Source organism: Duganella guangzhouensis, from assembly GCF_009674535.1.
In the GTDB taxonomy this organism is placed as follows: domain Bacteria; phylum Pseudomonadota; class Gammaproteobacteria; order Burkholderiales; family Burkholderiaceae_D; genus Rugamonas; species Rugamonas guangzhouensis.
The window spans coordinates 110,684-135,034 of record NZ_WKJK01000015.1; the positions used below are offsets into that span (position 1 = coordinate 110,684).

A 24,351-nucleotide genomic window follows, 5' to 3' on the forward strand; every position below is an offset into this window, starting at 1 on the left:
AGACAATGGGAGTCGCCCATGATGATAGCTGTGTCACCGGCCTCAGCCAGACTGGCAGATAATTTCTTCCTCGCGCGCCAGCCCATCCTCAATCGGGGACAGCGGCTGGTGGCGTATGAATTGCTGTTCCGCGACGCCGCTTCCTACAACGGCGCGCATGTCACCGACGATACCGAAGCGACCGCCACCGTTATCGCCCACGCGTCCGAGCTGGGCATGGGGCAGGTGGTGGGCGACCAGATGGCCTTCGTCAACGTCGACGCGGTCGGGTTGATGAGCGACTTCATCCGCTTCCTGCCGAACGACAAAGTCATTCTCGAAATCCTGGAAACCGTCAAAGCCACGCCGGAAGTGCTGGAGCGCGTGCGCGAGCTCAAGCAGGCCGGCTTCCGCTTCGCGCTGGATGATGTGATCGGCCAGTCGGACGACGTGCAAAAGTTCACGCCACTGTGCGATGTCATCAAAGTCGACATCAAGGACATGCGGCCCGGCACCTTGCCGGCGCTGGCGCGGATACTGAAGAACCCGAAGCAGAAGCTGCTGGCCGAAAAGGTCGAAACCATCGAAGAATTCGAAGAGTGCATGGAACTGGGCTTTGAATACTTCCAGGGCTATTACTTCGCACGGCCGGTGATCCTGAGCGGCAAAAAAATCTCACCCTCGCAGATGAGCGTGCTGCACTTGCTGGAATTGCTGGACAAGGATGCCAGCAACCAGGAAATCGAAACCAGCGTCAAGCACGATGCGCTGATCACGTTGAACCTGTTGCGGCTGGTGAACACGCCGGCGGTGGGCGCGCGGCAGCGCATCAACTCGGTGGGGCATGCGTTGATGGTGCTGGGGCGGCGTCAGTTGCGGCGCTGGCTGCAGATCCTGCTGTACGTGAAAAATGGCGGCACCCAGGAATTCACCTCACCGCTACTGCAGCTGGCCACCACGCGCGGCAAGACCATGGAATTAATGGTCGAACACCGCAAGCCAGGGCAGCGCGTCAGTGCCGACATCGGCTTCACGGTGGGCGTGATGTCGCTGATGGACACCCTGTTCTCGATCCAGATGCGCGACGTACTGGAAAGCGTCAACGTGCTGGACGAAGTGAGAGCCGCGCTGCTGCACCGCAGCGGCGACTATGGCAGCATGCTCAGCCTGATCGAACACATCGAGCGTGGCCGCGACGGCCAGATCCTGGCGCAGATGCTGCACCAGCTGGACTTACGGCCGGCCGAACTGTACGCGATCCAGCTCTCCGCCATCGAGTGGGTCACCGAATACACCCGCGGCATCTAAGCCGCAGAGTTTATTCGTAGCGCAGCGCTTCGGCGGGATTGGTGCGGGTTGCCCACCAGCTTGGATAGAGCGTGGAAAGGAACGACAGCGCGACCGCGACGCCGACCACGCCGCCCACGTCGCTCCACAGCAGTTGCGATGGCACGGAGGTGATGAAGTAGATGTTCTTGTCCAGGATGTGGATGCCGAACAGCTGTTCGATGCCGTTGGCGATCGATGGCAAATTCCATGCGATCAGCACGCCGCCGATGGTGCCGGCCAGGACGCCCAGCAACCCGGACAGCAGCCCCTGCACCACGAAGATTTTCATGATCGACGGCGGACTCGCACCCAGCGTGCGCAAGATGGCGATGTCGGCCCGCTTGTCGGTCACCGACATCACCAGCATGGCCACCACATTGAAGGCGGCCACGGCCACAATCAGCGTCAGGATGATGAACATCATGTGCTTCTGGCTCTGCACGGCGGCAAACCAGTTGGCGTTGCGCTGGGTCCAGTCGCGGACGATGTAGTCGCCGTTGAGGCTGTTCTTCAGCTCGCGCGCCACCTGCGGTGCCTGGTTGGCGTCGGCGATCCGCAGCCGCAAGCCGGTCGGATAATTGACGTGCAGGATTTGCTCGGCATCCTGCAGGTGGATGAAGGCCATGCCGGAATCAAACTCGAAGTGGCCGATTTCAAACGTGCCGGCCACGGTGAAGCGCCGCGTCTGCGGCATGACGTTGGCCACGCTGGAATCCTGCGATGGCATGGCCAGCACCACGTTGTCGCCTTTTTTGACGTTGAGCGCCTTGGCCAGTTCCGAACCCAGCACGATCTGGAACGCGCCCGGCGTCAGCGCGGCCAGCGCGTCGGCGTTTTTGCCGCGCATGAATTCGGCCACCTTGGCTTCGTCTTGCGGCAGGATGCCGCGCAGCAGCGCCGGCTTCATGATGTCTTCCTGCAGCAGCATGCCCGGCAGTTCGACGAAGGGCGCGCCACCTTGTACCGCCGGATTGCGCTGGGCGTCGCGCACGGTGGCTTGCCAGTCCGGCAGCACGCCGCGCGCGTCATATAGTTCGATGTGCGACAGCACCGCCACCATGCGGGCGCCGACGTCGCGCTGGAAGCCGTTCATGATCGACAGCACCACGATCAGCGCGGCCACGCCTAGCCCGACGCCGGCGATCGATACCAGCGACATGAAGGAGATGAAGCTGTTGCGTCCGCTGCGGCGGCCGGCGCGCAGGTAGCGCACGCCGATTTGCCATTCGTATGGGAAGGCCATGATTACTGGCCCAGCAGCAGGAACACGGTCGGCTTCTTGTGGAAGTCCGGCGCCTTGGCCGTTTTCCACTGCGCCGCCGTCATGGTGTGGATGGTCTCCGACGGCAGGCTGAGGTCGGTCGCGACGCAGACCAGCGTGCCCGGCGCGCAGGACGCCACCAGCGCTTCCAGCATGGCGGCGTTGCGGTACGGCGTTTCGATGAACAACTGGGTCTGCTTTTCCTTGCGCGAGCGCTGTTCCAGTTCCTTGATGCGCTTGTCGCGCTGGGCAGCGTCGGTCGGCAGGTAGCCGTTGAAGGCGAAGCTTTGGCCGTTGAGGCCGCTCGCCATGACGGCCAGCAGCAGCGACGACGGGCCGACCAGCGGCCGCACCGGAATCTTGTGCTGATGCGCCAGCCGCACCAGGTCGGCGCCGGGATCGGCCACCGCCGGCACGCCGGCTTCCGACACCAGGCCGCCATCCTGGCCCGCCAGCAGCGGCGCCAGCAGGTCGTTCAGCGCGGCGGCCGGGGTGTTGACGTTGAGTTCGGCGATTTTGATTTCCTGCATCGGCTTGCACAGCGGATGCTGGGCGCCGACCAGTTTGAGGAAGGCGCGCGCGGTTTTGGCGTTTTCAGCCACGAAATAGTCGAGCTGGGCGGTGATGCGTTGCACCTGTTCAGGCAGCACATGGTTCAGGGCTTCGGTCTCGCCCAGGGTGTTCGGAATTAAAAAGAGGGTGCCGGTCATTATTTGTTCTGGAAAAAGGTGACGCCAATATTGCGCAGCATGCCTGTCAGGGCGATCAAAGGCAAGCCGGTGAGGGCGGTCGGGTCGCTGCTGTCGATGCGTTCGAGGATGGCGATGCCCAGCGCTTCGTTCTTGGCGCTGCCGGCGCAGTCGTACGGTTGTTCGATGCGCAGGTAAGCGTCCAGCTCGGCGTCCGGCAGGTCGCGGAACCGCACCACGGTCTGGATATTCTGCAGCTGGTGGCTACCATCGCGGCCGTCCCACACGCACAGCGCGGTATGGAAGATTACCTCGCGGCCGCGCATTTTCTGCAATTGCGCCAGCGCGTTGGCATGGTTGCCGGGCTTGCCGATTTGTTCATCATCCAGCGTGGCAACCTGGTCGGAGCCGATGACGATGGCGCCCGGCATCTTCGCCGCCACAGCGGCGGCTTTTTCACGCGCCAGCCGCAGCGCGGTGGCGCTCGGCGTTTCGCCCGGTTGCGGGGTTTCGTCGATATCCGGCACCGCCACGCTGAACGGCAGTTGTAGTCGGGATAACAATTCCTTGCGGTAGGCGGAACTGGAGGCCAGTACGAGTAAACTTGATGTCATGAAAGGAATGTTATATGCTCTCTCGCCGGTAATGCCAGCGGCAAAAACCACGAAATATTTGCTAAGGCTTTGACTTGAATGCGAAAACCCTGCTATTATCGCAGGTTTTCAGGGAAGTCTCTAATGAATGCTCTTGTGATCGACACCTTTGAATTTTGTCGGACCAACAGCAGCCAGCAGGGCGTCACGCCAGTCGCTGAACTGACTCGTCTGACCAAAGATTGCGCGGATGCGTCCGGCACGATTACCTGGAAAGCGGTAGGAAGCACCCACAAACTGGGTTTCCCGCAGATGACGCTGTCGGTGTCTGGCAGTGTGCAACTGGTCTGCCAACGCTGCCTGCAGCCTTACGCTCACCACCTCGATTCGTCGACCGTGCTGATGCTGGGTAAGGATGATGAACAGGCGGATGAAATTGAAGAAACGATAGACGACGAGTCGATCGACGTGATCGTTGGAAGTCGCAGCATGGAGCTGATGTACCTGGTGGAAGATGAAGCGTTGCTGGCCTTGCCGCAATCGCCGCGTCACGATGTCTGCCCGGATTCCAGCCTGCTGGATAAAGCGAAAAGCGAGAAACTGTCGCCCTTCGACGCTCTGAAGAGCCTCAAATCCGAATAAGTAGTAGTAAAGAACGTGTCAATACGCGTGTGATATCGAGTCTTGGCAAGTTAGTAGTGCAATGTAGTAGGGCTCGATTCGCATGTTTTATGTCGGTCGATTGTGTTAGAATTTTAGAACTTAAGTATTAGGAGTCATTAACATGGCAGTTCAACAGAACAAAAAATCCCCATCGAAGCGCGGTATGCACCGTTCGCACGATTTCCTGGTTGCTCCGCAACTGGCAATCGAGCCAACCACCGGTGAAACCCACCTGCGTCACCACATCAGCCCTAACGGCTTCTACCGTGGTCGTAAAGTCCTGAAAACCAAAAACGACGAGTAATCGACGCTTTTGCTGGACCCGGAAACAGGCGGTGCTGACTTGTGTAGCATCGCTTTTTCTTTTTTCATCGGCTGCAATTTAGATTTGCACACCGTCATGTTCCAATGCGGAGTCCGGTAGTCGCGGTCCCGCCGCTTGCCATAACAATGACAATCAAAATTTCTATCGACTGCATGGGTGGCGATCACGGCCCGTCTGTCACCATTCCCGCAGCTGTTTCCTTCGTCAACCGCGAACCTGATGCCGAGCTGATCCTTGTTGGTCTTGAAGACGTCATCCGCGCCGAACTGAAGAAACACCACGCCGATGCCCATCCGCGCATCAGCGTCGTACATGCATCCGAACAAGTCACCATGGACGATCCGCTCGAAGTGGCCCTGCGCCGCAAGAAGGATTCGTCGATGCGCGTCGCCATCGAGCAAGTGAAAGAGAGCAAAGCCCAGGCTTGCGTCTCGGCCGGCAACACCGGCGCGCTGATGGCGGTCGCGCGCTACGTGCTGAAGACCATGAGCGGCGTCGACCGCCCGGCCATCTGCAGCGTCATGCCGAACCAGAAAAACGGCCCCACCTATGTGCTCGACCTGGGCGCGAATGTCGATTGCGAACCGCACCATTTGCACCAGTTCGCCATCATGGGTTCGGTGCTGGTGTCGGCCATGGAAAACAGTCCGCGTCCCACCATCGGCCTGCTGAACGTCGGCACCGAGGACATCAAGGGCAATGAAGTGGTCAAAGCCACCGGCAAGCTGCTGCAGGCCGACCATGAGCGCGGCGCGCTCAACTTCTACGGCAACGTCGAAGGCAATGACATCTTCAAAGGCACCACCGACATCGTGGTGTGCGACGGTTTCACCGGCAATGTCACGCTGAAGGCAGTGGAGGGCGTGGCCCGCTTCTTTGCCGATACCGTCAAGTCCGAATTCACCCGTAATCCGCTGACCATGCTGAGCGCCCTGATCGGTCGCGGCGCGCTCAACAACATCAAAAAGCGCCTGTCGCCGTCGCGTTACAACGGCGCCAGTCTGCTGGGCCTGCGCGGTCTGGTGTTCAAAAGCCATGGCGGCGCCGATGCATATTCCTTTGAATGGGCGATCAAGCGAGCGTATGATGCTGCAAAAAATGACGTGTTGCCGCATATCTCGACCCTGATCGCCGAGCTGATGCCGCGTAACACCGAACCCCCTGAAGTATCAAGCTCAACTATTTAGTGGACGGTGGCATGACCTTGTATAGCAAAATTATCGGTACCGGCAGTTATCTGCCGGACCGGCGGGTGACCAACCAGCAATTGGCTGATCAGCTCGCCGCCAAAGGCATCGAGACTTCGGACGAGTGGATCACCACCCGCAGCGGCATCGCGGCGCGCCACTTTGCCGCGGCCGACGAAAAGTCGTCCGACCTGGCGGTCAAGGCCGCCAACAACGCGCTGGCCATGGCCGGCATGCAACCCAACGATATCGACCTGATCATCGTTGCCAGCTCGACGCCGGATTTCTTCGGCAGCTTCCCGAGCACCGCCTGCATCGTGCAGCAAAAACTGGGCATCACCAACAATGGCGCCGCCGTCGACGTGCAGGCTGTCTGCAGCGGCTTCGTCTACGCGCTGTCGACCGCCGACGCTTTCATCCGCGCCGGCGTGCACAAAAATGTGCTGGTGATCGGCGCCGAAGTGTTCTCCCGCATTCTCGATTTCAATGACCGCACCACCTGCGTGCTGTTTGGCGACGGCGCCGGCGCCGTGGTGCTGAGCGCTTCGCAAGAGCCTGGCATTTTGTCGACCGCGCTGCACGCGGACGGCAGCCAATCGCATATCCTGTGCATGCCGAACACCTTCGCTGGCGCCACCGCCGGTGAGGCCTATCTGTACATGGACGGCCCGGCGGTGTTCAAGCTGGCTGTTTCGGTACTGGCGAAAGTGGCCGACGAGGCGCTGGCCAAGGCTGACATGAGCGCCAGCCAGATCGACTGGCTGATCCCGCATCAGGCCAATCTGCGCATCATGAGCGGCACCGCCAAAAAGCTGGGCCTGCCGATGGAAAAGATGGTGGTGACTGTCGATCAGCATGGCAATACCTCGGCCGCATCGATCCCGTTGGCGTTGGACGTCGCCGTGCGCGATGGCCGTATTCAGCGTGGCCAGACCATCATGATGGAAGGCGTGGGTGGCGGGTTCACCTGGGGCGCCGTTTTGGCAAAGTTTTAAGCTGAATTAGAATTAGAGTTCTAACGGGCTGCTGGTAGCGATGCTGTCATGATTCGATGATAGCTTTGCTGCCAATAAATAATAAGAGATGGATGAAGTCATGACTAAATTTGCTTTTGTATTCCCAGGCCAAGGCTCGCAAGCGATTGCGATGCTGGACGGCTTCGCCGGCAATCCGGTGGTGGCGCAGACGGTGGCTGAAGCCTCCGACGCGCTCGGCTTCGACCTCGGCAAGCTGATCGCCGAAGGCCCGAAAGAAGAGCTGGACCTGACCACCAACACCCAGCCGGTAATGCTGACCGCTGGCGTGGCCGCTTACCGCGCGTGGATCGCCGCTGGTGGCGCCGTGCCGTCGGTGGTGGCCGGTCACAGCCTTGGCGAATACTCGGCGCTGGTCGCCGCCGGCGTGATCGCCTTCAAGGACGCAGTACCGCTGGTGCGCTTCCGCGCCCAAGCCATGCAAGAAGCGGTGCCGGTCGGGCAGGGCACCATGGCCGTGGTGCTGGGCCTGTCGGATGACGACGTGCGCGCCGCTTGCGCCGAAGCCGCCGCTGGCGGTGGCGTGGTCGAAGCGGTCAACTTCAACGCGCCCGCGCAAGTGGTGATCGCCGGCGAAACCGCCGCCGTTGAGCGCGCGTGCGAAATCGCCAAGGGCAAGGGCGCCAAGCGCGCCATGCGTCTGCCGGTGTCGGCGCCGTTCCACTCGTCGCTGCTGAAGCCGGCCTCGGATCGTCTGCGTGACTATCTGGCCGATATCGCCTTCGCGGCGCCGCAGATCCAGTTGATCAACAACGTTGATGTCGCGGTGCTGAACGATCCAGCCGCGATCAAGGATGCGCTGGTGCGCCAGGCCGCAGCGCCGGTGCGCTGGGTCGAAACCGTGCAGAAAATCGCCGCCGATGGCATCACCAAGGTGGTTGAGTGTGGTCCGGGCAAGGTGCTGATGGGGCTGACCAAGCGTATCGACGGCAATCTGGTGGGCGACGCGATCTACGATCAGGCCACGCTGGAACGCGTATTGAGCGAACTCAAATAATCGTTTGCGGTTTCAGGCACACTCCGAATTTACTGTAGAAGGACTTACATGACTTTAGCAAATCAAGTCGCCCTGGTAACGGGCGCATCGCGCGGCATCGGCAAGGCGATTGCCCAGGAACTGGCGCGCCAGGGCGCGAAAGTGATCGGCACCGCCACCACCGAAGCCGGCGCGGAAGCGATTTCCGCTTACCTGGCCGAGATCGGCGCGGAAGCGGGCAAGGGCATGGTGCTGAACGTCACCAATGCCGAAGCCTGTGCCGCCATCATCGACGACATCAGCAAAACCTACGGCGCGGTTGGCATTCTGGTCAACAACGCCGGCATCACCCAGGACAATCTGGCGATGCGCATGAAGGATGAAGAGTGGGATAACGTCATCGCCACCAACCTGAGCTCGGTTGGTCGTTTGTCGCGCGCCGTGCTGCGCGGCATGATGAAGGCCAAGGCCGGCCGCATCATCAACATCACCTCGGTGGTGGCCTCGTCCGGCAATCCGGGTCAGATCAACTACGCTGCCGCGAAAGCCGGCGTGGAAGGCATGACGCGCGCGCTGGCGCGTGAAATCGGCAGCCGCAACATCACCGTCAACAGCGTGGCGCCGGGCTTTATCGATACTGATATGACCAAGGCGCTGGGCGAAGATCAGCACGCCGCCTTGCTGACCCAGATTCCGCTGGCGCGCCTTGGCAAGCCGGAGGACATCGCCGCAGCGGTCGCCTTCCTGGCATCGCCGCAAGCCGCTTATATTACCGGTACCACCCTCCACGTGAACGGCGGTATGTATATGAACTGATGCGAATAGGCTTAAAATAATAGCCGATTCAAATCTTTTACTAGTGATTTCAGTATATTTAGCAGCAGACACTGAAATTAGTTTTTCAGCGCGCAAACCTGATAAAATGCGCGCTTTCCGTAACAAACAATTGGAGCCATAACATGTCGGATATCGAACAACGCGTTAAGAAAATCGTCGCTGAACAACTGGGCGTCGCCGAAGCAGACATCAAAACCGAATCGTCGTTCGTTGACGATCTGGGCGCTGACTCGCTGGACACCGTTGAACTGGTGATGGCCCTGGAAGACGAATTCGAAATGGAAATCCCTGACGAACAAGCAGAAAAAATCACCACCGTGCAGCAAGCGATCGACTACGCTACCGCGCACGTCAAGGCGTAATTTCTGCCCGATCGACTTTAGGAGAATCGCTTGAGTAAAAACCGTCGTGTTGTCATTACCGGCCTGGGCGCCGTAACCCCGATCGGCAATAACGTTGCCGATACCTGGGCTGCGGCTGTCGAGGGCAAATCCGGTATTGCCACCATCACCAAGTTTGACGCAACGGCTTTCAGTACCCGCTTTGCCGGCGAAGTCAAAGGCTTCAACATCGAAGACTACATCTCGGCCAAGGAAGCCCGCCATATGGATACGTTCATCCATTACGGCATGGCTGCGGGGATTCAGGCTGTTAACGACTCTGGCCTGGTCGTCACCGAAGAGAACGCCGATCGTATTGGCGTGCTGGTCGGTTCCGGTATCGGTGGCCTGCCGATGATCGAAGAACAGAAGGAAGATTACGATAAGCGCGGTCCGCGCCGTATCTCGCCGTTCTTCGTGCCTGCCTCGATCATCAACATGATCTCGGGCAACCTGTCGATCAAGTACGGCATGCGTGGTCCTAACCTGTCGATCGTTACGGCTTGCACCACCGGCCTGCACTGCATCGGCGCTGCCGCTCGTATGATCGAGTACGGCGATGCCGACGTGATGGTGGCCGGTGGCGCCGAATCGACCGTGTCGCCGCTGGGCCTGGGCGGTTTCGCCTCGGCCAAGGCACTGTCCGCGCGCAATGACGATCCGGCCACCGCGTCCCGCCCATGGGATACGGACCGTGACGGCTTCGTGCTGGGTGAAGGTGCCGGCGTGATGGTGCTCGAAGAGTACGAACACGCGAAAGCGCGCGGCGCCAAGATCTACGCGGAAGTGCTGGGCTTTGGCATGAGCGCCGATGCGTATCACATGACCTCGCCTCTGGAAGATGGTAGCGGTGGCAGCAAGTCGGCGCAAGCCGCCCTGCGCAACGCCGGCATCAACCCGGATCAGGTCCACTATGTGAACGCGCACGGCACCTCGACGCCGCAAGGCGACGTGGCGGAAGTGCAGGGCATCAAGCGCACTTTCGGCGACTATGCGAAGAAGCTGGTGGTCAACTCGACCAAGTCGATGACTGGTCACCTGCTGGGTGGCGCGGGCGGTCTGGAGTCGGTGTTTACGGTACTGGCAGTGCACCATCAGGTGTCGCCGCCGACCATCAACATCTTCAACCAGGATCCGAACTGCGACCTGGACTTCTGCGCCAATGTGGCCCGCGACATGAAGATCGATTACGCGTTGAAAAACTCGTTCGGCTTCGGTGGCACTAACGGCAGCCTGGTGTTCGCGAAAGTCTAAAAAGTTTGAACCAATTCTCGCCTCGCCCTGTCCAAACAAGGTGAGCGAGAATTCGGCGCCGGCACTCGCCGGCGCCTGAATTGCCCGGCCTTGCGCCGGCGCTTCCAAGAAGTATCTCCCCCGATTTTATTGGTCCGTGTTTGTGGTGCTGCGTCATGTCGATTGCGGTGTCCGTCATCGTTCGCCCCTCGCTGGCCTTGCGCGTCGCGCATGCCGGCCTGTGCTGTTGCGTGATGGCGTCCGCCGCCGTCTGCCCCGGCGTGGTGGCGCCGCTGTTGTGTCTGGTGATGGGCATGCTGGCCTGGTTGGTCGGACGCCCGCCCGCTATCGCGCGCCAGCTTGATATATCCGGTGTCGGCCGCGTGCGGCTGGCGGTATACCTGCACAACGGCAGCACATTGCGCTTGCTGGGCGGCTCGACATTGTGGCCGCGCCTGCTGCTGTTGCGCCTGGCGGATGACGCCGGCCGTGCGCAAGTGGTGCTGGTCTTGCCGGACAGCGTGGCGCCCGCCCAGTGGCGCGCGCTGTCGCTGGCCTGCCGTGCCGTCGCGCGCACCGAAATAAACACGCCGGCAGTGTGAACTTCTTGCAGCGGCCTAACTCTATAGCTTGATGGCTATACGAATCGGCTGTGCTGCAGGCCACCGAGGAAGAGCAGGAGTGACGACAGAACGCGAGTGCGACCAATTGCTGGTCGAGCGGGTCCGTGACGGCGACAAGCAGGCGTTTGATTTGCTGGTGGCGAAGTACCAACGCCGGCTGATGCGCTTGCTGTCGCGTATCGTGCACGACCCTACCGAGGCGGAGGACGTGGTGCAGGAAACCTTTATCAAGGCATACCGGGCGTTGCGGCATTTCCGTGGCGATTCGGCTTTCTACACCTGGCTGTACCGCATCGGCATCAATACCGCCAAGAATTTTCTTGCCACGCAGGGGCGGCGCACGCCCACCTCCACCGATGCCGATGCGGAGCAGGCCGAAAGCTTTAACGATGGCGAGCATCTGCGCGACATCAACACGCCGGAGTCCATGCTGGCCAGCAAGCAGATAGCCCAGACCGTCAACGCGGCCATGGATGCCTTGCCGGTCGATCTGCGCACCGCCATTGCGTTGCGCGAGATCGAAGGGTTGAGCTATGAGGAAATTTCCGACATCATGGCCTGTCCCATCGGCACCGTCCGCAGCCGTATTTTCCGCGCCCGCGAAGTCATCGCTGAAAAATTGAAGCCTTTGCTGGACATGCCGGTTGACAAGCGCTGGTAAGGCGGGAATGATGGCAAGCATTGTTGGCGCTCGGAAAAAGAGCGGACTGGTTTTGACATGGCGGGATACGCGATGGATACCCAAAAAAAACTGCGCGAACACATCTCGGCGCTGGCCGATGGTGAATTGCCGGACGGCGAACGCGAGCTGGCCTTTGCCGCGCTGGCGACGCCGGAGGGGCAGGCCGCCTGGCGCGCCTACCATCTGAGTGGCGACGTGCTGCGCGCCACGCCCGGCGGCGGACTGAGCGATGGTTTCAGCGCCCGCTTGGCGGCGCGCCTGGCGCTCGAAGCGCCGCATGTGCCCACCCCGGCGCTGCCTCTTGAAGATCAACCGTCCGCCATCATTTTGCCCTAAGCATTCCCCCTTTATAATTGTCCTGCACACTTGGCATAGCGACATTTCGCGTACCATGTGCTAGCCTCATGGCGCGCGTATGCCGCATCGCTGTGACGGCAAGGCGCTAAACTTTATAGAGATCGATACTGTCCATGAAAAATAACACCTCTGCTGGTCGTAAAACTCTGTCCGCGCTGGTACTCGGCGCAAGTGTATGGATGTCGCTGGGGCTGACGCCCGCCACCGCAACCGCCGCCTCGGCGGTCACCGGCGCCGTGATCGGCTTGCCGGACTTTGCCGACCTGGTCGACCGCGTCGGTCCGGCCGTGGTGAATATCCGCACCACCGAGCGTCCCAAGCAAATCCAGCGCGGCCAGGGCGTGCCGGGCGATGAGGAAATGCAGGAATTCCTGCGCCGCTTCTTCGGTGGCAATGTGCCATCGCCCAACGGCCGCACGCCGCGCCGCCAGACCCCGTCCGATGAACCAGTCAATCGCGGCGTCGGTTCCGGCTTCATCCTGTCGGCCGATGGCTATGTGATGACCAACGCCCACGTGGTCGATGGCGCCGACGAGGTGTTCGTCACGCTGACCGACAAGCGCGAATTCAAGGCCAAGGTGCTGGGCGCCGATGCGCGCACCGACGTCGCGGTGCTGAAGATCGATGACGACAAGCTGCCGTTCCTGACCTTGGGCGATTCGGACAAGATCCGCGCCGGTGAATGGGTGATCGCGATCGGCTCGCCGTTCAACCTGGAAAACACCGTCACCGCCGGCATTATCTCGGCCAAGGCGCGCGATACCGGTGAATACCTGCCGCTGATCCAGTCCGACGTGGCGGTCAACCCGGGTAACTCGGGCGGCCCGCTGATCAATATGCGCGGCGAGGTGATTGGCATTAACTCGCAGATCGCCACGCTGTCCGGCGGTTCCAACGGCATTTCGTTCGCGGTGCCGATCAACGAAGCGATCCGCGTGTCGGAGCAGCTGAAGAAAACCGGCAAGGTGGCGCGCGGCCGCATCGGCGTGCAGATTGGCGAAGTCAGCAAAGAAGTGGCGGAGACGCTGGGCCTGAAGTCGGCGCAGGGCGCCGAGGTGTCGCTGGTGGAGCCGGGCGGTCCTGCCGACAAGGCTGGCGTCAAGGCGGGTGACATCATCCTGAAATTCAACGGCAAGGCGGTCAACCGCTCCAGCGATCTGCCGCGTCTGGTGGGCGATACCGAGCTGAACTCGAAAGCGACCGTGACCGTGTGGCGCAAGGGCGCCGAGCTGACGCTGCCGGTGACGGTGGTGGAGCTGGACAACGACAAGGCCGCCAAGGGCGCCAAAGGCAAGGGCGGCAAGGCCGAGCCGGCGGAGCCGGCCAAGGCCAACGCGCTGGGTCTGAAGGTGGAAGACCTGACTGCCGACCAGAAGAAAGAGCTGGGCGTCAGCGGCGGCGTGGTGGTAACCGATGTCGATGGCGTGTCCGAGAGTGCCGGGCTGGACGAGGGCGACGTGCTGCTGCAACTGAATAACATCGAGATCAAGGATGCCAAGCAGTTCAACGCGGCTGTGGCCAAGCTGGATCCGAAGAAGCGTTCGGTGCTGCTGGTGCGTCGTGACGACACCACCCGCTTCATCTCGCTGCCGGCCACCGCCAAGTAAACGGCCGGCCGTCGCTCCGGCGAAAGCCGGAGCCCATAGAACGCTTGCTCAGCATGAGGCGCCCCTCCCTGATGCAATTTACACTTTACTCACGCGCTTATTGTCATTTATGCCACGAAATGCTGGACGCGCTACTGCGGCTGCAAACGCCACAGCAGCCGTTCAGCGTGGACGTGATCGACATCGACCTGGCCGGCGACCCCGACTTGCTGGCCCGTTACGACGAACTGGTGCCGGTTCTGTTCGCCGATCTGGCGCAGCCCGAGCTGTGCCACTACTTCCTGGATGAAGCCAAAGTGCGCGAACTGCTGCAAAACTAGGCAAAACTGCATTCTCCGCTGTATAAGTCGGGCTTTCCACTCTGAAATCCGGTAAAATGCCGGGGTATAGGATATGTCTTCAAGGCGCTCGCCAGGCAACTATGCCCGGCTCGGAGCGCTTTTTTTGTATTGCGCGCAGGATGTGAATGCTGCGTGCGCCCCGTCGTGTCAAACCCGTTTTTGAATATTTGTTAATGAACAACATACGCAATTTCTCCATCATCGCCCACATCGACCACGGCAAATCGACGCTGGCCGACCGCATCATCCAGCTGTGCGGCGGCTTGTCCGAACGCGAGATGGAAGCGCAAGTGCTTGATTCGATGGATCTGGAGCGCGAACGCGGCATTACGATCAAAGCGCAAACCGCCGCCCTGCAATACAAGGCCCGCGATGGCCAGATCTACAACCTGAACCTGATCGATACCCCGGGTCACGTCGACTTCTCGTATGAAGTGTCGCGCTCGCTGTCGGCCTGCGAAGGCGCGCTGCTGGTGGTTGACGCCTCGCAGGGCGTGGAAGCGCAGACCGTGGCCAACTGCTACACCGCGCTGGATCTGGGCGTGGAAGTGGTGCCGGTGCTGAACAAGATCGACTTGCCGAACGCCGATCCGCCGACCGCCATCAAGGAAATCGAAGACGTGATCGGCATCGAAGCCGGCGACGCCGTGCACTGCTCGGCCAAAACCGGCCTGGGCGTGGAAGACGTGCTGGAATCGATCATCGCCAAAGTACCGCCGCCAAAGGGCGACCCTAACGCGCCGCTGCAGGCGCTGATCGTCGACTCGTGGTATGACGCCTACGTTGGCGTGGTGATGCTGGTGCGCGTGGTCAACGGCACCCTGAAACCAAAAGAAAAAATCAAGCTGATGGCGACCGATTCGGTGCAGCTGACCGAAGACGTCGGCGTGTTCTCGCCGCGTTCGTTCTCGCTGCCGCAGCTGTCGGCTGGCCAGGTGGGTTTCGTCATCGCCGGCATCAAGGAACTGAAAGCGGCAAAAGTCGGTGACACCATCACCCACGCGTTGAATGGTGCGCCAGCGCCGCTGCCGGGCTTCAAGGAAGTGCAGCCACAGGTGTTCGCCGGTCTGTTCCCGGTCGAGGCCAACCAGTACGACTCGCTGCGCGACGCGCTGGAAAAGCTGAAACTGAACGATGCCGCGCTGATGTACGAGCCGGAAGTGTCGCAGGCGCTGGGCTTCGGCTTCCGCTGCGGCTTCCTGGGCCTGCTGCACATGGAAATCGTGCAGGAACGCCTGGAGCGCGAATTCGACCAGGATCTGATCACCACCGCGCCGACCGTGGTGTACGAGGTCGAGATGCGCGACGGCTCCGTCATCAAGGTGGACAATCCATCGCGCATGCCGGAAACCACCAAGTACAACGAAATCCGCGAACCTATCGTCACGGTCAACCTGTACATGCCGCAAGAGTACGTCGGCTCGGTGATCACGCTGTGTATCGCCAAGCGTGGCGTGCAGATGGACATGAGCTACCACGGCCGTCAGGTCAAGCTGATCTACGAAATGCCGATGGGCGAGATCGTGCTGGACTTCTTCGACAAGCTGAAGTCCACCTCGCGCGGCTACGCCTCGATGGACTACGAGTTCAAGGAATACCGTCCGGCCGACGTGGTCAAGGTCGACATGCTGATCAACGGCGACAAGGTCGACGCGCTGGCCATCATCGTTCATCGTTCCAACTCGGCCTATCGCGGCCGTCAGGTGGCGGCGAAAATGCGCGAGCTGATTCCGCGCCAGATGTTCGATGTGGCGATTCAGGCCGCGATTGGCGTCAACGTGATTTCGCGTGAAAACGTGAAGGCGCTGCGCAAGAACGTGCTGGCCAAGTGCTACGGCGGTGACGTCAGCCGCAAGAAGAAACTGTTAGAGAAGCAAAAAGCCGGTAAAAAACGCATGAAGCAAGTGGGCTCGGTGGAAATTCCACAAGAAGCGTTCCTGGCCATCTTACAAGTGGAAGAGAAATGAACCTGCAAGTCATCCTCGGTAACTTCGCCCTGATCCTGTTCGTCCTGATGGTGATCACCGGCGTGATCTGGTGTCTGGACGTGTTTTACCTGGCCAAGCAGCGTCGCGCCGCCGCCAACCGCGCGCTGGCCGAATACGACGCCCGCGCCGCCAAGGCCACCGCCGACGGCATCAAGCTGGACAACCAGGGCAAGCGTGCCCAGATCGAAGCCGATCTGCTGCGCCAGCCGACCTGGATCGAGTATTCGGGCAGCTTCTTCCCGGTGATCGCGCTGGTGTTCGTGCTGCGTTCTTTCCTGTACGAGCCGTTCAAGATTCCATCGTCGTCGATGGTGCCGACCCTGCTGGTGGGTGACTTGATCCTGGTGAACAAGTTCACCTACGGCATCCGTCTGCCGGTGATTAACAAGAAAGTGATCCAGATCAACGATCCGCAGCGCGGCGACGTGATGGTGTTCAAATATCCTATGGATATGAGCCAGGACTACATCAAGCGCGTGGTTGGTGTGCCAGGTGATAAAATCACCTATGAAAACAAGCGCTTAACCGTCAATGGCGTGGAAGTGAAGTACACAGCGCTGGACGATTACCTGAATGACGAAAAGCTGGTGTACAACAAGCAGTACGAGGAAAACCTGACTGGCGTCAGCCATCGCATCCTGAATGACGAGACCCAGTCGACCTATCGCCGCGAAGGTGTGTATCCGTTCCCGCACAGCGAGAACTGCAGCTACCGCTCCGATGGTTTCACCTGCGTTGTGCCAGCTGGCAACTATTTCATGATGGGCGATAACCGCGACAATAGTCTGGATAGCCGCTACTGGGGCTTCGTTCCGGATCAAAATATTGTCGGTAAGGCATTTTTTGTTTGGATGAATTTGGGTAATCTGCGTCGTATCGGCGGTATCCATTAAAAAGGGACTAAGATGCATAAACGGCAGCAAGGTATTTCGCTGGTAGGCTTGATCTTTGTATTGGCCGTGGTCGGCTTTGTGCTGGTGCTGGGCCTGAAGATCGTGCCGACCTATACCGAGTACCGCGCGATCCAGAACGCCATCGTCACCGCCAAGAGCAATGGCCATGGTTCGGTGATCGAGATCCAGAAGTCGTTCGACGCCAGCGCAGTTGCCGGTTACATCAGCTCGATTAACAGCCGCGACCTGATTATCGACAAAGTGAATGGCGAAACTGAAATCAGCTTCGCCTACGAAAAGAAAATCCCGCTGGTCGGACCGGCCAGTCTGCTGCTTGAATATGAAGGCACCACCGCCAAGGGCGGCGCCCAACCCGCGAAAACAGAATAAAGAACCACGATGAATCTCCAGTTATTGCAAACTCGTTTAGGCTACACGTTCCAGGATGCTGGTCTTTTACAGCAGGCCCTGACGCACCGTAGCCATAGCAGTGTGCATAACGAACGGCTGGAATTCCTTGGCGACTCCATCCTCAACTGCGTGGTGGCGTCGATTCTGTACGATCGCTATCTGGACATCAACGAGGGCGACCTGTCGCGCCTGCGCGCCAACCTGGTCAAGCAGCAGTCGCTGTACGAAATCGCACAGAAGCTGGAGCTGTCGCAGTTCCTGCGTCTGGGCGAGGGCGAACTGAAATCGGGCGGCTTCCGCCGTCCATCGATTCTGGCCGACACGCTGGAAGCGCTGCTGGGCGCGATTTACCTCGACGGTGGTTTCAACCAAGCGCGCGATGTGATCCGCTCGTTCTACATTCCAATCCTGGACTCGGTCGACCCGCAAACGCTGGGCAAGGATGCCAAGACCCTGCTGCAGGAATTCCTGCAAGCGAAAAAAATCTCGCTGCCGCTGTATAACGTGATCGCCACTCATGGCGCCGCGCACAGCCAGGAGTTCGAGATTGAATGCCTGGTGCCCAAGCTGGGCATCCAGGTGTTTGGCCGCGGCGGCAGCCGCCGTGCCGGCGAACAAGCGGCCGCCAAGCTGGCGCTGGCCGCAGCCGAACAGGCGGTGCAGAAAGCACCGTCGGCCGCGCGCAAATCCAAACCGCGCGCCGCGCAGATGAAACTGGCCGGCATCGCCACCGTGCAAGACCAGCCGGCGCCGGCGGCCAAAGCCGCCAACAAATAAAAGAGAACACCATGACGACCGAAATGACCTCCGCCAGCAACTACCGTTGCGGCTACATCGCTATTGTGGGCCGCCCCAACGTGGGCAAGTCGACGCTGATGAATACGCTGATCGGCGCCAAGGTCAGCATCACCTCGCGCAAGGCGCAGACCACGCGCCACCGCATCACCGGCATCCAGACCTATGACGACGCGCAGTTCATTTATGTCGATACGCCGGGCTTCCAGACCCGTCACGCTAATGCGCTGAACAAGAATCTGAACAAGACCGTCACCAACACGCTGATCTCGTCGGACCTGATTCTGTTCGTGATCGAAGCCGGCACCTTCGGCCCGGCCGACCAGCAGGTGCTGGATCTGCTGCCGACCGAAGTGCCGGTGATCCTGGTGATCAACAAGGCCGATCGCGTCAAGGACAAGGCGGCGCTGATGCCGTTTGCGCAGCAGGTCGCGTCCAAGTTCAACTTTGCCGCCATCGTGCCGGTATCGGCCAAGCTGCGCTTCCAGCTGGAAGGGCTGGAGAAGGAACTGAAGCACTTCCTGCCCGAGAACGAGGCGATCTTTGGCCCGGACGACATCACCGACCGCAGCGAGAAGTTCATGGCGTCGGAAATCGTGCGTGAGAAGCTGTTCCGCTTCGTCGGTGACGAGCTGCCGTACACCAGCACGGTGCTGATCGAGAAGTTCGAGCAGGAGGGCGATCTTCGTCGCGTCTTCGCCGCCATCCTGGTCGAACGCGACACGCACAAGTCCATGATCATCGGGAACAAGGGCGCGCGCTTGAAAGAGGTGTCCACCCAGGCCCGCCTGGACATGGAAAAACTGTTCGGCGGCCCGGTGTACCTGGAGATCTGGGTCAAAGTGAAATCCGGCTGGGCCGACAACGAAGCGGGCCTGCGCGCTTACGGCTACGAGTAATCCATCACCAGCATGTCCACCACGCCAGACGCCACCCTTGAGGCACCGCTAGCGGCGCCGGTGGACGCTGGCGTGCCCGCGCCGGCCGCACCTATGCCGGCCGCGCCGAAACGCCCACGCGCACCGAGCCGCGAGCGCACCGTCGGCACCAAGGTCGCGGGCCAGCCGGCCTTCGTCCTGCACAGCTATCCCTACAAAGAAACCAGCCTGATTATCGACCTGTTCACGCGTGACTTCGGCCGCGTGGCCTTGATCGCCAAAGGCGCCAAACGCCCGCACTCACAGCTGCGCGGCGTGCTGCAAACCTTCCAGCCGCTGAGCAGCAGCTGGGTCGGCAAATCCGAACTGCGCACCCTGACCGACGCCGAATGGGTAGGCGGCATGCTGCCGCTGGAGAAAACCGCGCTGCTGTGCGGCTTCTACCTGAACGAACTGCTGGTCAAACTGCTGGCGCGCGACGACGCCCACCCGGCGCTGTTCGACCACTACGTCTCCACGCTGAATCAGCTGGCGCACAACGAACCGGCTCCCATCGTCTTGAGAAAATTCGAACGGGCCTTACTTAAAGAGACAGGCGTGGCCGCCGACCTGACCCGCTGCATCGAAACCCGCACCCGCGTGCAGGCCGACCTGCTTTACGTGGTCGACCCCGAACGCGGCCCGCGTCCCGAGCGCGCCTCCGATCCGTGGCCGCGCGTGGCCGGCAAAACCTTGCTCGACATGGAATGCGAAAATTACGAAGACGCCGCCACGCAAGCCCAAAGCAAGCAGCTGATGCGCTTCCTGGTCGCGCACCACCTGAACGGCGCGCCGTTGAACACCCGTCAAATATTGATTGATTTGTCCCAGTTATAACGAGAACAGAATGAGCTTCCTGCAACCATCCGGCACCATCATTGACCTTGGCGTGAACATCGACCACGTCGCCACCTTGCGCAACGCGCGCGGCACCAAATACCCGGACCCGATCCGCGCCGCGCTGCTGGCCGAGCAGGCTGGCGCCGACTGTATCACGCTGCACCTGCGCGAAGACCGCCGCCACATCAAGGACGCCGACGTCATCGCCATGGCGCCGCAACTGCTGACCCGCATGAATCTGGAAGCCGCCGTCACCCAGGAGATGATCGACTTTGCCTGCAAGATCAAGCCGGCCGACGTTTGCCTGGTGCCTGAAAAACGCACCGAAGTCACCACCGAAGGCGGCCTCGATGTGGTCGGCAATTACGCCGCAGTCGAACGCGCGGTGAAGCAGTTGCAGGCGGAAGGCATCCGCGTTTCGCTGTTCATCGACGCCGAAGAAGCGCAGATGGACGCCACCGCCGCCATCGGCGCGCCGGTGATCGAACTGCATACCGGCCGCTACGCCGACACCGAAGACGCCGAGCAGGCGGCCGAACTGGAACGCATCCACCGTGGCGTGCTGTATGGCGTGGGCAAAGGGCTGAAGGTCAACGCCGGCCACGGTCTGCACTACACCAACGTACAGGCGATTGCCGCCATTCCGGAAATCGCGGAACTGAACATCGGCCACGCCATCGTCGCGCATTCGGTGTTCGTCGGCTGGGAAAACGCCGTGCGCGAGATGAAGGCCATCATGGTCTCGACGCGCCTGGGCCGGGGCAAGTAATGATTTACGGGATAGGCACCGACATCTGCAAAATCCCGCGCATCGAGGAAGCGCTGGCGCGCCATGGCGACCGCTTCGCGAAAAAGATCCTCGGTCCGCAGGAGTTTGAGAAGTACCTGGCGCGCAAGGCCAAGAACCCGGTGCGCGGCATCCGCTTCGTGGCGACGCGGTTCGCCGCCAAGGAAGCCTTCGCCAAAGCCATTGGCCTCGGTATCCGCATGCCGATGACCTGGCCCGCCGCGCAGATGCTGAATCACCCGAGCGGCAAGCCGATGATCGTCTGCAGCGGCGTGCTGCAGGAGTTCATGGAAAAGAATAAGCTGTCGGTGCAGGTGACGGTCAGCGACGAAGCGGAATACGCCGTCGCCTTCGTCATCGTCGAGCAAGCAAGAGACTGAGTAATGACTGATCTGGAAGCCAAGCCGGACCCGCGCGAGCTGGTCCTCGCCACCGTTGCCAAGCTGCCCAACCTGCCGGGCGTGTACCGCTATTTCGACGCAGAGGACAAAGTCCTCTATGTCGGCAAGGCGCGCGACCTGAAAAAGCGTGTGTCGAGCTACTTCCAGAAAAACCTGAGCAGCCCGCGCATCGCCATGATGGTCGAGCGCATTGCGCGGCTGGAAACCACCGTCACGCACAGCGAGGCGGAAGCGCTGATCCTTGAGAATAACCTGATCAAGGCACTCAGCCCGCGCTACAACATCCTGTTCCGCGACGACAAATCCTACCCCTACCTGAAGATCACCGGCGGCGACGCCCCGCGCATGGTCTACTATCGTGGCGCGGTCGACAAGAAGAACCAGTACTTCGGACCTTTCCCCAGCTCGTGGGCGGTGAAGGAGTCGATGCAGATCCTGCAGAAGGTATTCCAGATCCGCACCTGCGAGGAGAGCGTCTACGCCAACCGCACGCGTCCTTGCCTGCTGCACCAGATCGGCCGCTGCAGCGCGCCGTGCGTGGACCTGATCAGCAAGGACGACTACAAGCTGGATGTGGAAAACGCCGCGCGCTTCCTGCGCGGCCGTCAGTCCGAAGTGCTGGCCGACCTCGAACAGAAAATGCACGCCTACGCCGCCGACCTCAAATTCGAGCAGGCGGCATCGGTGCGCAATCAGATCCAGTCGCTATCGCGCGTGCTGCACCAGCAAAGCATGGAAACCACCGGCGACGCCGACGTCGACATCATCGCTGTGCTGGTGCAGGGCGGGCGAGCCTGCGTCAACCTGGCCATGGTGCGCGGCGGCCGCCACTTGGGCGACCGCGCCTACTTCCCGACCCATGTCAGCGATGCCGAGGCGATCGCCGAGGAGTCGATCGAATTCGAAGTGCTGGCCGCTTTCCTGGCGCAGCACTATGCCGACAAATTCATCCCCGGCACGCTGATCCTGAATATCGAGTTCGATCATCCGGCGCTGATCCAGGCCTTGCAGGAACAGTGCGGCCACCGCATCAACCTGATCTTCCAGCCGCAGGACCAGCGCCGCAAATGGCTGGAGCTGGCGCAGAAGGGAGCCGAGATCTCGCTGGCACGGCTGCTGTCCGAACAGGGCTCGCAGCAATCGCGCACGCGCGCGCTGGTGGACGCCTTGCAGCTGGAGGTGGACGATATCGACGCGCTGCGCGTCGAGTGCTTCGACATCTCGCACACGCAGGGCGAGGCCACGCAGGCTTCGTGCGTGGTGTTCCATCACCACCAGATGCAGAACGGCGAATACCGCCGCTACAACATCAACGACATCACACCAGGCGACGATTACGCCGCCATGCGCCAGGTGCTGTATCGCCGCTACGAGAAAGTGGCCAATGGCGACGGCGTGATGCCGGACGTGGTGCTGATCGACGGCGGCAAGGGCCAGATTGAAATGGCGCGCCAGGTGTTCTCCGAGCTGGGACTGGATATCAGCCTGATCGTCGGCGTGGCCAAAGGCGAGGGCCGCCGCGTCGGCCTGGAGACGCTGATGTTCGTCGACGGCAGGGCATCGCAGGAGCTGGGCAAGGAATCGGCGGCGCTGATGCTGGTGGCGCAGATCCGTGACGAAGCGCACCGTTTCGCCATCACCGGCATGCGTGCCAAGCGCGCCAAGACGCGCCAGACTTCGCGTCTGGAGGAAATCGAAGGCATCGGTGCCAAGCGCCGCCAGCGCCTGCTGGCCCGCTTCGGCGGCCTGCGTGGCGTGATGGACGCCAGCGTCGAAGACCTGAAACAGGTTGAAGGCATCTCCAGCGCGCTGGCGGAAGAGATCTACAAACAGTTGCATTAACCTTTAACCAGGACATCCTTACCTGGTTTAACGCCGGACGCAATGTTGCGGCAATCCTTCTTGGGCAGAATGAGGCCGCGCGAATTTGTACGCGCCTCATTCCTCCAGGAGTAAAACGTTCATGATCAATTTTGCATGGGAGCCCGCCCAGTGAATTCGGCTCCAGTCAAATCGCGGCGACGCTTGGTGTTCGCTGCCATCGCAGTTCTTCTCATTCTTGCCCTCATCCTGTACCAGTGGTTCAAACCGCCGCCAATGCCGCAACTGGTGCTGTCCGCCGTCAATCGTGGCGACATCGAACAGACCGTGGAAGCCACCGGCATCCTCAAACCATCGCGCCTGGTCAGTGTCGGCGCGCAGGCTTCCGGCCGGATTGAAAAGCTGTACGTCAAACTGGGCGACAAAGTCAAAGCCGGTGATCTGATCGCCGAAATCGATTCGCGCACCCAAATGAATTCCCTGGAAAGCGCGCGCGCCACGTTGCGCAGCGCCCGCGCCAGCCGCGACGCCCAGGTGGCCACGCAGAAGCGTTATGAGCTGACGCTGGCGCGCCAGGAGCGCATGCTGGCGGCCGAAGCCACCTCGCGTTCCGATTACGAAGAAGCCCGCGCCAACGTCGAGAACACGCGCGCGCAGATCGCCGCGCTGGAAGCGGAAATCGCCCAGCACCAGACCGAAGTCGCCACCGCCGAAACCAACCTGGGTTACACCCGCATCACCGCGCCGATCGATGGCACGGTGCTGGCGGTGGTCGCCAAGCAGGGCCAGAACGTCAACGCGGTGCAGAGCGCGCCGACCATCGTCATGCTGGGCAACCTGTCGACCATGACGGTGTACGCGCAGATTTCGGAAGCGGACGTGGTGCGCACCAACGTCGGCCAGGAAGTGTTCTTCACCATCCTCGGCAACCATGAGCGTCGCTACAACAGCAAGCTGCGCGACATCGCGCCGGCGCCGGAATCGGTGACCAACGAGGATTCCAGCAGCACCTCATCCAGCACCTCGACCACCACCTCGACCAAGACCGCCATGTACTACAACGGTTTGTTCGACATCGACAACGCCGATGGCGTGCTGCGCACCTACATGACGGCACAGGTCAGCATTGTGCTGGGCCGCGCCAAGGGCGTGCTGCTGGTGCCGTCCGCCGCGCTGGGCGAGCGTGCCAAGGATGGCAGCTACACCGTGCAGGTGGCCGGTCCCGAAGGCCGTCCGCAGCCGCGCAAAGTGACGGTCGGTCTGGATAACCAAGCCATGGCCGAGGTCAAGAGCGGCCTGCGTGAAGGCGAAAAAGTGGTCGTGGGCGAGGCCGATACCACCAAAGTGACGACGACGCAGAACCGTGGCCCAGGCCCCGGCGGTCCGCCGCCGATGTAAGGGG

At 61.0% G+C, this 24,351-nt stretch carries 27 protein-coding genes; 24 read left to right on the forward strand and 3 right to left on the reverse strand.

All coding sequences use genetic code 11. From position 1 onward, the window contains the following. Positions 1-18 precede the first annotated feature (18 nt). A complete protein-coding gene (locus tag GJ699_RS24845) occupies positions 19-1,287 on the forward strand; it encodes an EAL and HDOD domain-containing protein (protein ID WP_154381410.1) in 1,269 nt (422 codons plus the stop codon). A 10-nt stretch (positions 1,288-1,297) separates the two neighbouring features. On the opposite strand, the gene GJ699_RS24850 is transcribed toward GJ699_RS24845, so the two are convergent. From GJ699_RS24850 to GJ699_RS24860, 3 genes are read right to left on the reverse strand one after another with little or no spacing between them, the layout of a single operon-like run. Beyond that, a complete protein-coding gene (locus tag GJ699_RS24850; RefSeq protein ID WP_154381412.1) occupies positions 1,298-2,551 on the reverse strand; it encodes a lipoprotein-releasing ABC transporter permease subunit in 1,254 nt (417 codons plus the stop codon). A gap of 2 nt (positions 2,552-2,553) precedes the next feature. Continuing rightward, a complete protein-coding gene (locus GJ699_RS24855) occupies positions 2,554-3,279 on the reverse strand; it encodes an SAM-dependent methyltransferase (RefSeq protein WP_154381414.1) in 726 nt (241 codons plus the stop codon). Beyond that, entirely contained in the window at positions 3,279-3,872 is a 594-nt protein-coding gene (locus GJ699_RS24860; protein ID WP_154381416.1) for a Maf-like protein, read from the reverse strand. The genes GJ699_RS24855 and GJ699_RS24860 overlap by 1 nt, the downstream gene beginning before the upstream one ends. Positions 3,873-3,995: 123 nt before the next feature. Here GJ699_RS24860 and GJ699_RS24865 point away from each other — a divergent pair, with 123 nt between their 5' ends. The 23 genes from GJ699_RS24865 (at position 3,996) to GJ699_RS24975 (ending at position 24,347) form a co-directional block, all read left to right on the forward strand. Beyond that, a complete protein-coding gene (locus GJ699_RS24865; RefSeq protein ID WP_154381418.1) occupies positions 3,996-4,493 on the forward strand; it encodes a YceD family protein in 498 nt (165 codons plus the stop codon). Between the two features lie 142 nt (positions 4,494-4,635). Continuing rightward, positions 4,636-4,818, forward strand: coding sequence for a 50S ribosomal protein L32 (gene rpmF, locus GJ699_RS24870; RefSeq protein WP_072783806.1), 183 nt, complete (start codon positions 4,636-4,638; stop codon positions 4,816-4,818). Positions 4,819-4,964: 146 nt separating this feature from the next. Then, positions 4,965-6,026 carry a phosphate acyltransferase PlsX gene (gene plsX, locus GJ699_RS24875; protein ID WP_154381420.1) on the forward strand — a complete coding sequence of 354 codons (1,062 nt, stop codon included), beginning with the start codon at positions 4,965-4,967 and terminating at the stop codon, positions 6,024-6,026. An 11-nt stretch (positions 6,027-6,037) separates the two neighbouring features. Further along, on the forward strand, positions 6,038-7,021 hold the full coding sequence (locus GJ699_RS24880) for a beta-ketoacyl-ACP synthase III (RefSeq protein WP_154381422.1): 984 nt from the start codon (positions 6,038-6,040) through the stop codon (positions 7,019-7,021). Positions 7,022-7,121: 100 nt separating this feature from the next. Further along, positions 7,122-8,057, forward strand: coding sequence for an ACP S-malonyltransferase (gene fabD / locus GJ699_RS24885; protein ID WP_154381424.1), 936 nt, complete (start codon positions 7,122-7,124; stop codon positions 8,055-8,057). Positions 8,058-8,105: 48 nt separating this feature from the next. After that, complete coding sequence (fabG, locus tag GJ699_RS24890; protein WP_154381426.1) at positions 8,106-8,852, forward strand: 3-oxoacyl-ACP reductase FabG; 747 nt, start codon at positions 8,106-8,108, stop codon at positions 8,850-8,852. A 143-nt stretch (positions 8,853-8,995) separates the two neighbouring features. Then, the gene (gene acpP, locus GJ699_RS24895; protein WP_055936274.1) at positions 8,996-9,235 is read left to right on the forward strand and encodes an acyl carrier protein; all 240 of its coding nucleotides are present in this window, start codon (positions 8,996-8,998) and stop codon (positions 9,233-9,235) included. 30 nt (positions 9,236-9,265) lie between these two features. Next, positions 9,266-10,507 (forward strand): beta-ketoacyl-ACP synthase II, encoded by a 1,242-nt coding sequence (fabF, locus tag GJ699_RS24900; protein ID WP_154381428.1) that lies wholly within the window; start codon positions 9,266-9,268, stop codon positions 10,505-10,507. 155 nt (positions 10,508-10,662) lie between these two features. Beyond that, on the forward strand, positions 10,663-11,088 hold the full coding sequence (locus GJ699_RS24905; protein ID WP_154381430.1) for a protein YgfX: 426 nt from the start codon (positions 10,663-10,665) through the stop codon (positions 11,086-11,088). A 31-nt stretch (positions 11,089-11,119) separates the two neighbouring features. After that, positions 11,120-11,770 carry an RNA polymerase sigma factor RpoE gene (gene rpoE, locus GJ699_RS24910; RefSeq protein WP_154381432.1) on the forward strand — a complete coding sequence of 217 codons (651 nt, stop codon included), beginning with the start codon at positions 11,120-11,122 and terminating at the stop codon, positions 11,768-11,770. 72 nt (positions 11,771-11,842) lie between these two features. Beyond that, the gene (locus GJ699_RS24915) at positions 11,843-12,127 is read left to right on the forward strand and encodes a sigma-E factor negative regulatory protein (protein WP_154381434.1); all 285 of its coding nucleotides are present in this window, start codon (positions 11,843-11,845) and stop codon (positions 12,125-12,127) included. Positions 12,128-12,261: 134 nt separating this feature from the next. Then, the gene (locus GJ699_RS24920; RefSeq protein ID WP_371867660.1) at positions 12,262-13,755 is read left to right on the forward strand and encodes a DegQ family serine endoprotease; all 1,494 of its coding nucleotides are present in this window, start codon (positions 12,262-12,264) and stop codon (positions 13,753-13,755) included. A gap of 71 nt (positions 13,756-13,826) precedes the next feature. Continuing rightward, complete coding sequence (locus tag GJ699_RS24925; RefSeq protein WP_154381436.1) at positions 13,827-14,075, forward strand: glutaredoxin family protein; 249 nt, start codon at positions 13,827-13,829, stop codon at positions 14,073-14,075. Positions 14,076-14,269: 194 nt separating this feature from the next. Then, on the forward strand, positions 14,270-16,063 hold the full coding sequence (gene lepA, locus GJ699_RS24930) for a translation elongation factor 4 (protein WP_154381438.1): 1,794 nt from the start codon (positions 14,270-14,272) through the stop codon (positions 16,061-16,063). Continuing rightward, on the forward strand, positions 16,060-16,977 hold the full coding sequence (gene lepB, locus GJ699_RS24935) for a signal peptidase I (protein ID WP_154381440.1): 918 nt from the start codon (positions 16,060-16,062) through the stop codon (positions 16,975-16,977). The genes lepA and lepB overlap by 4 nt, the downstream gene beginning before the upstream one ends. A 12-nt stretch (positions 16,978-16,989) precedes the next feature. Beyond that, positions 16,990-17,367, forward strand: a complete 378-nt coding sequence (locus tag GJ699_RS24940) for a DUF4845 domain-containing protein (RefSeq protein WP_154381442.1) — start codon at positions 16,990-16,992, stop codon at positions 17,365-17,367. 9 nt (positions 17,368-17,376) lie between these two features. Then, positions 17,377-18,165 (forward strand): ribonuclease III, encoded by a 789-nt coding sequence (gene rnc / locus GJ699_RS24945; protein WP_154381444.1) that lies wholly within the window; start codon positions 17,377-17,379, stop codon positions 18,163-18,165. Positions 18,166-18,176: 11 nt separating this feature from the next. Continuing rightward, complete coding sequence (gene era, locus GJ699_RS24950; RefSeq protein WP_154381446.1) at positions 18,177-19,082, forward strand: GTPase Era; 906 nt, start codon at positions 18,177-18,179, stop codon at positions 19,080-19,082. A 12-nt stretch (positions 19,083-19,094) separates the two neighbouring features. Beyond that, a complete protein-coding gene (gene recO / locus GJ699_RS24955; RefSeq protein WP_154381448.1) occupies positions 19,095-19,937 on the forward strand; it encodes a DNA repair protein RecO in 843 nt (280 codons plus the stop codon). A 10-nt stretch (positions 19,938-19,947) separates the two neighbouring features. Beyond that, positions 19,948-20,709 carry a pyridoxine 5'-phosphate synthase gene (pdxJ, locus tag GJ699_RS24960; protein WP_154381450.1) on the forward strand — a complete coding sequence of 254 codons (762 nt, stop codon included), beginning with the start codon at positions 19,948-19,950 and terminating at the stop codon, positions 20,707-20,709. Beyond that, positions 20,709-21,107, forward strand: coding sequence for a holo-ACP synthase (gene acpS, locus GJ699_RS24965; RefSeq protein ID WP_154381452.1), 399 nt, complete (start codon positions 20,709-20,711; stop codon positions 21,105-21,107). The genes pdxJ and acpS overlap by 1 nt, the downstream gene beginning before the upstream one ends. 3 nt (positions 21,108-21,110) lie before the next feature. Then, positions 21,111-22,970 (forward strand): excinuclease ABC subunit UvrC, encoded by a 1,860-nt coding sequence (gene uvrC, locus GJ699_RS24970; protein ID WP_154381454.1) that lies wholly within the window; start codon positions 21,111-21,113, stop codon positions 22,968-22,970. 186 nt (positions 22,971-23,156) lie between these two features. After that, entirely contained in the window at positions 23,157-24,347 is a 1,191-nt protein-coding gene (locus GJ699_RS24975) for an efflux RND transporter periplasmic adaptor subunit (RefSeq protein ID WP_371867662.1), read from the forward strand. The last annotated feature ends 4 nt before the right edge of the window (positions 24,348-24,351 follow it).

Coding starts and splice junctions, on each gene's coding strand:
- GJ699_RS24940 (WP_154381442.1), top strand. CDS start 16,990: ATGCATAAACGGCAGCAAGGTATTTCGCTGGTAGGCTTGATCTTTGTA.
- GJ699_RS24905 (WP_154381430.1), top strand. CDS start 10,663: ATGTCGATTGCGGTGTCCGTCATCGTTCGCCCCTCGCTGGCCTTGCGC.
- rpoE (WP_154381432.1), top strand. CDS start 11,120: ATGGCTATACGAATCGGCTGTGCTGCAGGCCACCGAGGAAGAGCAGGA.
- uvrC (WP_154381454.1), top strand. CDS start 21,111: ATGACTGATCTGGAAGCCAAGCCGGACCCGCGCGAGCTGGTCCTCGCC.
- GJ699_RS24860 (WP_154381416.1), bottom strand. CDS start 3,872: ATGACATCAAGTTTACTCGTACTGGCCTCCAGTTCCGCCTACCGCAAG.
- acpS (WP_154381452.1), top strand. CDS start 20,709: ATGATTTACGGGATAGGCACCGACATCTGCAAAATCCCGCGCATCGAG.
- GJ699_RS24850 (WP_154381412.1), bottom strand. CDS start 2,551: ATGGCCTTCCCATACGAATGGCAAATCGGCGTGCGCTACCTGCGCGCC.
- GJ699_RS24880 (WP_154381422.1), top strand. CDS start 6,038: ATGACCTTGTATAGCAAAATTATCGGTACCGGCAGTTATCTGCCGGAC.
- rpmF (WP_072783806.1), top strand. CDS start 4,636: ATGGCAGTTCAACAGAACAAAAAATCCCCATCGAAGCGCGGTATGCAC.
- lepA (WP_154381438.1), top strand. CDS start 14,270: ATGAACAACATACGCAATTTCTCCATCATCGCCCACATCGACCACGGC.
- GJ699_RS24920 (WP_371867660.1), top strand. CDS start 12,262: ATGAAAAATAACACCTCTGCTGGTCGTAAAACTCTGTCCGCGCTGGTA.
- fabG (WP_154381426.1), top strand. CDS start 8,106: ATGACTTTAGCAAATCAAGTCGCCCTGGTAACGGGCGCATCGCGCGGC.
- GJ699_RS24855 (WP_154381414.1), bottom strand. CDS start 3,279: ATGACCGGCACCCTCTTTTTAATTCCGAACACCCTGGGCGAGACCGAA.
- GJ699_RS24845 (WP_154381410.1), top strand. CDS start 19: ATGATGATAGCTGTGTCACCGGCCTCAGCCAGACTGGCAGATAATTTC.
- acpP (WP_055936274.1), top strand. CDS start 8,996: ATGTCGGATATCGAACAACGCGTTAAGAAAATCGTCGCTGAACAACTG.
- pdxJ (WP_154381450.1), top strand. CDS start 19,948: ATGAGCTTCCTGCAACCATCCGGCACCATCATTGACCTTGGCGTGAAC.
- era (WP_154381446.1), top strand. CDS start 18,177: ATGACGACCGAAATGACCTCCGCCAGCAACTACCGTTGCGGCTACATC.
- plsX (WP_154381420.1), top strand. CDS start 4,965: ATGACAATCAAAATTTCTATCGACTGCATGGGTGGCGATCACGGCCCG.
- recO (WP_154381448.1), top strand. CDS start 19,095: ATGTCCACCACGCCAGACGCCACCCTTGAGGCACCGCTAGCGGCGCCG.
- lepB (WP_154381440.1), top strand. CDS start 16,060: ATGAACCTGCAAGTCATCCTCGGTAACTTCGCCCTGATCCTGTTCGTC.
- rnc (WP_154381444.1), top strand. CDS start 17,377: ATGAATCTCCAGTTATTGCAAACTCGTTTAGGCTACACGTTCCAGGAT.
- GJ699_RS24915 (WP_154381434.1), top strand. CDS start 11,843: ATGGATACCCAAAAAAAACTGCGCGAACACATCTCGGCGCTGGCCGAT.
- fabD (WP_154381424.1), top strand. CDS start 7,122: ATGACTAAATTTGCTTTTGTATTCCCAGGCCAAGGCTCGCAAGCGATT.
- GJ699_RS24865 (WP_154381418.1), top strand. CDS start 3,996: ATGAATGCTCTTGTGATCGACACCTTTGAATTTTGTCGGACCAACAGC.
- GJ699_RS24925 (WP_154381436.1), top strand. CDS start 13,827: ATGCAATTTACACTTTACTCACGCGCTTATTGTCATTTATGCCACGAA.